This window comes from Isoptericola sp. NPDC058082, assembly GCF_042885055.1.
Taxonomy (GTDB): domain Bacteria; phylum Actinomycetota; class Actinomycetes; order Actinomycetales; family Cellulomonadaceae; genus Isoptericola.
The window spans coordinates 407972-415710 of the sequence record NZ_JBHVSQ010000002.1 but is presented as its reverse complement, the minus strand read 5'-3'; the positions used below and the strand labels follow the sequence as shown (position 1 = coordinate 415710).

Here is a 7739-nt window from a genome sequence, read left to right as displayed (position 1 = left end):
CCCCTCCTCGCGTGGGGGGGGTGGGGGGGGGTTTTTTTGCCCCGCTCAAGACTGGGAAAACGCCAAAAAACCCTCCCCACGGCGGGCGTCAGTGGCGGGTGCGGTACAGGTGCATGGTGATCGGGCCGAAGACGGCGGTGAGGACGACGGAGGCGACGAGCACCCAGACGATCTCCCCGCCGTCGGGGGTGCCGGCCATCAGCCCCCGCACGGCGGTGACGAGGTGGGTCACGGGGTTGATCTCGACGAACCGCTGCAGGGCGGCGGGCATCGTCGACGGGTTCACGAAGATGTTCGACGCGAACGTCAGCGGCATCAGCACCATCATCGACACGCCCATGACGGCGTTCGGCGTGCGCAGCAGCAGCCCCAGGATGGTGAAGATCCAGCTCAGCGAGAAGGCGAAGACGAGCAGCAGCAGCACGCCGAGCACGACGCCGACCACCCCGCCGTCGGGGCGGAACCCGAGGATCAGGCCGAGCCCGATCGTCATGACCGACGCGATCGAGTAGCGCACGGTGTCGCCGAGCAGGGCGCCGACGATGGGCGCGGGCCGCCAGATCGGGAGCGAGCGGAACCGGTCGAAGACCCCCTTGGTGATGTCGGTGTTGAGCGTGTAGCCCGTGTACACGGTGACGATGACGATGGTCTGCACCAGGATGCCGGGCAGCAGGAACTGGATGTAGGCCGACGTGGACCCGGCGAGCGCGCCGCCGAACAGGTACGTGAACATCAGCGTGAAGATCACGGGGGAGACCAGCACGTCGAACAGCTGCTCGGGCACGTGCTTGATCTTCAACAGCGCGCGCCACCCGAAGGTCAGGGTCATCGAGAGCGCGGACGGCCGTGCGGGTGGCTCGGTGAGCGCCACGGCCTGGCGCAACGTCGTGGTCGCGATCTCGGCAGGTTCCGCGGACGTGGTCATCGGGACACCTCCTGGGCGTCGGCGGGCTCGGCGGCGTCGTCGGCCGGCAGCGGCTTGCCGGTCAGGGTCAGGAACACCTCGTCGAGGCTCGGCTGACCGAGCGTGAACTCCGGCACGGCGATGCCCGCCTCCCCGAGCGCGGGCAGCAGCTGCGCCACCGAGTCCGCACCGTCGTCGGGCACGCGGGCCGACAGGGCGTACGGGTCCGTGGGCAGCGTGGGCTCGGTGCCCAGCACCTTCTCGACGACGCTCGCCGCGGCCGACCGCTGGCCGGCGTCGGCCAGCCGCAACGACACCGCCCCCTGGCCCACGGAGCGCTTGAGCTCGGTGGAGGTGCCCTCCGCGATGACGGTGCCGTGGTCGATGACGGCGATGCGGTCGGCGAGCTGGTCGGCCTCCTCGAGGTACTGGGTGGTGAGCAGCACGGTGGCGCCGTCCGCGACGAGCACGCGGACGATGTCCCACACCTGGTTGCGGCTGCGGGGGTCGAGCCCGGTGGTGGGCTCGTCGAGGAACAGCACGCGCGGGGCCAGCACCAGCGACGCGGCCAGGTCGATGCGGCGCCGCATGCCGCCGGAGTAGGTCTTGACCTGCCGGGGGCCGGCGTCCGACAGGCTGAAGGCGTCGAGCAGCCCCTCGACGCGCCGCCGTGCCGCCGTCCCGGTGAACCCGTACAGGCGGGCCAGCATGAGCAGGTTCTCGGTGCCGGTCAGGTCCTCGTCGACGGACGCGTACTGGCCGGTGAGCCCGACGGCGGAGCGGACGGCGTCGGCGTCGGCCACGACGTCGTGCCCGAGCACGCGGGCGGTGCCGGCGTCGGGGCGCAGCAGCGTGGCGAGCATGCGCACGACCGTGGTCTTGCCGGCGCCGTTCGGGCCGAGCAGCCCGAAGACGCTGCCGGTCGGGATCCGCAGGTCGACGCCGTCGACGGCCTTGGTGACCTGCTTGCGGGTGGTGAAGTGCTTGACGAGCCCTCGGGCGTCGACGGCGAGGTCGTCGCGCGGCGGGCCGGGGTCTGACGCGGACATGGGAGCTCCCGGGATGTCGGTGACGTGCGTCACGTACCAGGCTAGGACGGCCCACCGACGCGGAACTCATCGGCGGGCGCACGGCGCGACCGTCGTGGCAGGGTGTCGCCCATGACGCCGGAGCCCGCGACCCCGCAGCCGTTCGACCCCGACCACCTCGCCGCCTGGGTCGGCACGCAGGCCGGCTTCGCGCGCGTGCCCGGCGTGCAGTACGCGGTCCGCCTCGGGGACGACACCCTCCTCGAGGGCGCGTGGGGCGTCGCGGACGTCACCACCGGGGAGCCGCTGCGCACGGACCACGTGTTCCGGGTGGCGTCGCACTCCAAGACGTTCACGGCGACGGCGGTGGCCCGGCTCGCGGAGCGGGGTGCACTGCGCCTGGACGACCCGTTCGACGCGCACCTGTCCGAGCTCGCCGGGGCCGCCGTCGGGCGGGTGACCCTGCGCGAGGCGCTCGGCCACACCGGCGGTGTGCGGCGCGACGGCACCGACGCCGACTTCTGGCAGCTCGGCGCGCCGTTCCCGGGGCGGGACGCCCTGGTGGCGGCGGTGCGCGCCGACGGTCCGGTGCTCGGCCGCGGCGAGACGTTCAAGTACTCGAACCTCGCCTACGGGCTGCTGGGGCTGGTGGTCGAGGCGGTGGCGGGGACGCCGTTCGGCCGGCACGTGCGGGACGATCTCCTCGGCCCGCTCGGGCTGGACCACACGTCCCCCGAGGTGGGGGACGGCGTGCCCGCCGTCGTCGGGCACTCCGCCCTGGGCGTCGCCGACGACGGTCGGCTGCCGGTCGCTCCCGTGCGCACGGGAGCGCTGGCCGCGGCGACGGGGTTCTCCTCGACGGCGTCCGACCTCACGCGGTGGTTCGCGGCGCACGCCGACGGCTCGGACCTGCTGCGGCCGGAGACGCGGCGCCTGCTGCAGCGGGACGAGTCGGCGATCGACCGCCCGCACGCCCGGCCGCGGCGCTACGGCCTGGGCTTCGAGACGCGCGAGATCGAGGGGCGCCGCGTCGTCGGGCACGGCGGCGCGTTCCCGGGCCAGCTCAGCCGCACCTGGGCCGACCCGGCCGGGGGCGTCGTCGTGTCCGTGCTGACGAACGCGGTCGACGGCCCCGCCGACACGATCGCGACCGGTCTGTTCGCGCTGGTCGCGACCGCCCTCGACGCCGGCGAGCCCACGGCCGACGAGGCCGCGGCCCTGGGCCGCAGCACCGGTCGGTTCGCCAACCTGTGGGGGTTGACGGACCTCGTCCGGCTGGGCCGGGACCTGTGGCTGGTCGATCCGCGTCGGGAAGACCCGTTGGCCGGCGCGGAGCGGCTCGTCGTCGACGGCGACGCCCTGCGGCTGCCGGTCGAGCCGGGGTTCGGGGCGCCCGGGGAGCCGGTCGAGGTGCTGCCCGGCGACGACGGCCGCCCGGCGGGGATCGTCGTCGCCGGGGTCACCTCGTGGCGGGCCGAGGAGTACGAGGCCGGGCGCCGCGCGCAGCTCGCCGCCCGGCCCGGGGCGTGAGCGGCTACGGCTCGGGGAACGTCGGGGTGATCGGGTCGAGGCGCGGGGCGGGGGACGGGCGGGGCTCGTCGAACGTCTCGACCGCGATGGTCTCCGGCTCGAGCAGTCGGGCGACGGCGTCGTCGAGGTTGGTGCGGATCGCGGCGACGAGGCCGTCGGCGTCGCGGGCCTCGAAGCGCTCGACCAGCTCGACGTGCGACTCGGCGGCGTCCTTGCGGACCGCGTAGTCCTCGCTGACCGTGAAGCTCGCGATCCGGACCTCCACGATGAGCGTGGTCATCCAGCGCAGCAGCCAGGGGTTGCCGCTGGCGGCGACGAGCGACCAGTGCACGTTGAGGTCGGCGTCGCCCACGCGGCGCGCGTCCTCGCTGCGCTCGGCGTCGACGAGGGCGTCGTGCGCGGCGCGGACGGCGGCGACCTGGGCCGGGGTGGCACGCTCGACGGCGAGGGGCGCGGCCGACGTCTCGACGGTCGTGCGCGCTTCGTACAGCGCCCGCACCCGGTCGGCGCCGATGCGCACCACGCTGAGGCCGCGGCCGGGGGTGGAGCGCAGGAGCCCTTCTTGCACCAGGCGCTGCGCGGCCTCGCGGAACGGCCCGCGGCTGACGCCGAGCTGGCTCGACATCTCGACCTCGCGGATGGGTGATCCGACCGGCAGCGCGCCCGAGTAGACGGCGTTGCGCAGCTCGACGGTGATGAGGTCGACCGTCGACGGGCGGGTCACCGGCGACAGGAACGGCGCGCTTCCGACGGGGGCCGGCGACGATGGGGTCATCTGCTCTCCTTCCAGGCGGTCGGGGGCCGTCCGACCGGGACATATCATCCCGCGCCGCGGCCTCCCGCCAGATCGTGACCCTCTTGTGACCATGGCATGACCGCTTTTTCGGGCGTGCCGAGCCCGTCCGAGGCGGTCGTTCGTCCCGGCAACGCCGCGCTGACCTGCGACGACGCCGAACGGAGCGCGTCGTGGCGGCGCGCCCTCGCTGATTGTAGACAATCCGACATGCGGATACATAGATTGTCGTAGCGTCGGCATCACGGCTACGGTGTCGCACCGTCCAGACCAACGGCTCGGCGCGGACTCCCGCCGGGCGACGAAGGGAGACACCGTGTCGTCCACCAGGACCACGAAGCGCCGCCGGGCGTTCCTCGCTGCCGGTTCCGTGCTCACCATGACCGCGCTGGCCGCCTGCTCGAGCGTCGACGAGGGCGGATCGGGGGACGGCGAGGGCTCGACGCTCCAGAAGATCCAGGACGCCGGTACCGTCAACGTCGCGTTCAACGGCGAGAAGCCGTACAGCTACATGGACGGCGACGAGCTCACCGGCGCGACCATCGCGCTCGACAAGGAGATCTTCGGGGAGCTCGGCGTCGATACCGTCGAGGGCACCGAGACCGAGTGGAACTCGCTCATCCCGGGCCTCAACGCCGGGCGTTACGACACCGTCAGCGCCGGCATGTCGATCCTGCCCGACCGCTGCGAGGCGGCGGCCTTCGCGCTGCCCACCATCATGTACACGACGGCGTTCCTCGTGCCGGAGGGCAACCCGGACAACCTCACGGACTGGCAGTCGGCGGTGGACTCGGGCGTCAAGCTCGCCGTGACGAGCGGTGCCATCGAGGACGGCTACGCCAAGGACACCGGCGTCGAGACGATCACGGTGGGCAGCTCGCAGGACGGCCTCGACGCGGTCGCCTCCGGTCGCGCAGACGCCTTCGCGCTCACCGGAATCTCGATCCGTGCGCTCGCGGAGGGCAGCGACAAGCCGGTGGAGGCGACGGACGCGTTCGTCGCGACCATCGACGGAGTGCCCCAGATCGGTGCGGGTGCGGAGGTGTTCCGACCGGACGACACCGAGCTGCTCGACGCCTACAACGAGAAGCTCAAGCCCATCCTCGAGGACAAGGACAAGTGGCTCGAGATCATGGAGCCGTTCGGCTTCACCGAGGCGGAGTACCCGCCGGCGGGCCTGACCGCGGAGATGCTCTGCGAGGGCGACCTGGCGAAGATCGCGGACGAGCTGGGGCTGGATTCCTGACCGCATGTCAGACGACATTCAGACCCTGACCGACAGGCTCCCCGCTCTGGGCGACGCGGTCGTCGTCACCCTGCAGATGACGCTGGGCGGCGCTGTCCTCGCCATGGTTCTGGCCCTGATCCTCGGGTTCGGCGCGCGCACACAGTCCCTCTGGGTGCGCGCGCCGTCCCGGGTGGTCATCGAGTTCTTCCGCGGCACGTCGCTCGTGGTCCAGGTCTTCTGGTTCTTCTACGTCCTGCCGGTCTTCGGGTTCAAGATGGAGGCGCTCGCCGTCGCGATCGTCGCCCTCGGGCTGAACTACGGGGCGTACGCGGCCGAGGTCGTGCGCGGGTCGATCGGCTCGGTCCCGCAGGGGCAGTGGGAGGCGACGATCGCGCTCAACATGGGCTGGGCCCACCGGGTGCGGCGCGTGATCTTCCCGCAGGCGTGGGCGCTGATGATCCCGCAGCTCACGAACCTGCTGATCCAGCTGCTCAAGGGATCGGCGCTCGCGTACTACATCACACTGCACGACGTGAACTTCTGGACCACCCAGTTGCGTCGCGCAACGAGCGACATCTTCTTCAGCTACTCCGTAGGCCTCATCGTCTACTTCGTCATCGCGTACCTGCTGACCTGGGGGATGAACGTTCTCGAAGAGCGTGCGAAGCGACGACTGGGTCGCGGCACGCGTCCGACGTTGCGTGAGGTCCTGAGCCTCGGTCCCCGCAGGGAGGCCAAGGCCGCCACGGAAGCGACGACGAGCGCGGCGACGGAGGTGACCGCCCGATGATCGACAGAGGAATCTGGGACTGGGAGAAGGCCTGGGAGGTCCTCCCGGACCTGCTCAAGGGTCTGGTCGTGACCGTCGAGGCGACCGTCGTCGGCATGGCCATCGCTGCGATCCTCGGCCTGCTCATCGCTCTGGCGATGCGAGCCCCGACCCGGTGGATCACGGGTCCGCTGCGTCTCGTCGTCAACTTCATCCGGATGACGCCGCTCGTCGTGCAGCTCGTCTTCGTCTGGCTGATGCTCCCGACCATCCCGACGCTGGTCGTCGGGTTCACCGTGCTGGGCGTGCACTACGCGACGTACATGTCGGAGGTCTACCGCGCGGGCATCGAGGCGGTGCCCCGCGGCCAGTGGGAGGCCGCGACCGCGCTCAACCTCTCGCGGGGACGGACCTGGCGCGCCGTCATCCTGCCCCAGGCGATCAAGAACACGCTGCCGGGCCTGGGGAACTACGCGATCTCCATGTTCAAGGAGACGCCGTTCCTCTTCGCGATCGGCGTGGTCGAGATGTACCAGGCGGCGCAGGCGTTCGGCGCCCTGACCTACTCGTACATCGAGCCCATCACGCTGGTCGGTGTGCTCTTCCTGCTGGTGAGCTACCCGACGTCGCTGCTGGTACGCCGGATGGAGACGCGCCTTGCCTGACCCGACGACCTCCACTGGGAGCACGAACATGACCAACGCCTCGAACGGCACCCCCGCCATCGAGTTCCGCGACGTCACCAAGCGCTTCGGCGACAACGTGGTGCTCGACGGCCTGAACTTCTCGGTCGCGCAGGGCGACCGCGTGACGCTGATCGGCCCGTCCGGCTCCGGCAAGACGACGATCCTGCGCCTGCTGATGACCCTCGAGGAGGCGAACGGCGGGCTCATCCTCATCGACGGCGACCCCTACACGCACGAGTACAAGGGCGACAAGTGGGTCGAGGTCCCGGAGAAGCGGCGCCGTGTCGTGCGCAACCGGGTGGGGATGGTCTTCCAGCAGTTCAACCTGTTCCCCAACATGACCGTGCTGGAGAACATCATCGAGGCGCCGATCCACGTGCTCGGCAAGAGCAAGGCCGAGGCGGTCCAGCGGGCGGAGGAGCTGCTCGAGCAGGTCGGCATGACCGACAAGCGGGACTTCAAGACCAACCAGCTCTCGGGCGGTCAGCAGCAGCGTGTCGCCATCGCGCGGGCGCTCGCCATGGACCCGGAGATCCTGCTGCTCGACGAGGTGACCTCGGCGCTCGACCCGGAGATCGTGGCCGACGTGCTCGGCGTGCTCCGCGAGATCGCCCGCACCACGGACATCACGATGCTGCTCGTGACCCACGAGATGCAGTTCGCCCGCGACGTCTCGAACCGCGTGCTGATGTTCGACCACGGCAAGATCATCGAGGAGGCCGACCCCGAGACGATGTTCACGCACCCCAAGCACGAGCGCACCCAGGAGTTCCTCAAGGCCGTGCTCGGGGGCTGACCCTC

At 71.2% G+C, this 7739-nt stretch carries 8 protein-coding genes; 5 read left to right on the top strand and 3 right to left on the bottom strand.

Annotated elements, in window-relative coordinates:
• Positions 1-88: 88 nt before the first annotated feature.
• On the bottom strand, positions 89-925 hold the full coding sequence (locus ACFVS0_RS04865; protein WP_430548663.1) for an ABC transporter permease: 837 nt from the start codon (positions 923-925) through the stop codon (positions 89-91).
• Positions 922-1953, bottom strand: a complete 1032-nt coding sequence (locus tag ACFVS0_RS04860) for an ATP-binding cassette domain-containing protein (RefSeq protein ID WP_430548664.1) — start codon at positions 1951-1953, stop codon at positions 922-924. The genes ACFVS0_RS04865 and ACFVS0_RS04860 overlap by 4 nt, the downstream gene beginning before the upstream one ends.
• A 111-nt stretch (positions 1954-2064) precedes the next feature.
• Here ACFVS0_RS04860 and ACFVS0_RS04855 point away from each other — a divergent pair, with 111 nt between their 5' ends.
• Positions 2065-3462, top strand: a complete 1398-nt coding sequence (locus tag ACFVS0_RS04855; RefSeq protein WP_430584545.1) for a serine hydrolase domain-containing protein — start codon at positions 2065-2067, stop codon at positions 3460-3462.
• A 4-nt stretch (positions 3463-3466) separates the two neighbouring features.
• Here the strand turns inward: ACFVS0_RS04855 and ACFVS0_RS04850 are convergent, their stop codons facing one another.
• Positions 3467-4237, bottom strand: a complete 771-nt coding sequence (locus ACFVS0_RS04850) for a GntR family transcriptional regulator (protein ID WP_430548666.1) — start codon at positions 4235-4237, stop codon at positions 3467-3469.
• A 334-nt stretch (positions 4238-4571) separates the two neighbouring features.
• On the opposite strand from ACFVS0_RS04850, the gene ACFVS0_RS04845 reads away from it, so the two are divergent.
• From ACFVS0_RS04845 to ehuA, 4 genes are read left to right on the top strand one after another with little or no spacing between them, the layout of a single operon-like run.
• Positions 4572-5501, top strand: a complete 930-nt coding sequence (locus ACFVS0_RS04845; protein WP_430548667.1) for a transporter substrate-binding domain-containing protein — start codon at positions 4572-4574, stop codon at positions 5499-5501.
• Between the two features lie 4 nt (positions 5502-5505).
• A complete protein-coding gene (ehuC, locus tag ACFVS0_RS04840) occupies positions 5506-6273 on the top strand; it encodes an ectoine/hydroxyectoine ABC transporter permease subunit EhuC (protein WP_430587318.1) in 768 nt (255 codons plus the stop codon).
• Positions 6270-6917, top strand: a complete 648-nt coding sequence (gene ehuD, locus ACFVS0_RS04835) for an ectoine/hydroxyectoine ABC transporter permease subunit EhuD (protein ID WP_430548669.1) — start codon at positions 6270-6272, stop codon at positions 6915-6917. Before ehuC ends, ehuD begins: the two co-directional genes overlap by 4 nt.
• A gap of 28 nt (positions 6918-6945) precedes the next feature.
• Positions 6946-7734, top strand: coding sequence for an ectoine/hydroxyectoine ABC transporter ATP-binding protein EhuA (ehuA, locus tag ACFVS0_RS04830; RefSeq protein WP_430548670.1), 789 nt, complete (start codon positions 6946-6948; stop codon positions 7732-7734).
• Positions 7735-7739 lie beyond the last annotated feature (5 nt).

What these genes read in the sequence shown, in the direction of transcription:
- ACFVS0_RS04865 (WP_430548663.1), bottom strand. Translation starts at nt 925, where the DNA reads ATGACCACGTCCGCGGAACCTGCCGAGATCGCGACCACGACGTTGCGC.
- ACFVS0_RS04860 (WP_430548664.1), bottom strand. Translation starts at nt 1,953, where the DNA reads ATGTCCGCGTCAGACCCCGGCCCGCCGCGCGACGACCTCGCCGTCGAC.
- ACFVS0_RS04855 (WP_430584545.1), top strand. Translation starts at nt 2,065, where the DNA reads ATGACGCCGGAGCCCGCGACCCCGCAGCCGTTCGACCCCGACCACCTC.
- ACFVS0_RS04850 (WP_430548666.1), bottom strand. Translation starts at nt 4,237, where the DNA reads ATGACCCCATCGTCGCCGGCCCCCGTCGGAAGCGCGCCGTTCCTGTCG.
- ehuC (WP_430587318.1), top strand. Translation starts at nt 5,506, where the DNA reads ATGTCAGACGACATTCAGACCCTGACCGACAGGCTCCCCGCTCTGGGC.
- ehuD (WP_430548669.1), top strand. Translation starts at nt 6,270, where the DNA reads ATGATCGACAGAGGAATCTGGGACTGGGAGAAGGCCTGGGAGGTCCTC.
- ehuA (WP_430548670.1), top strand. Translation starts at nt 6,946, where the DNA reads ATGACCAACGCCTCGAACGGCACCCCCGCCATCGAGTTCCGCGACGTC.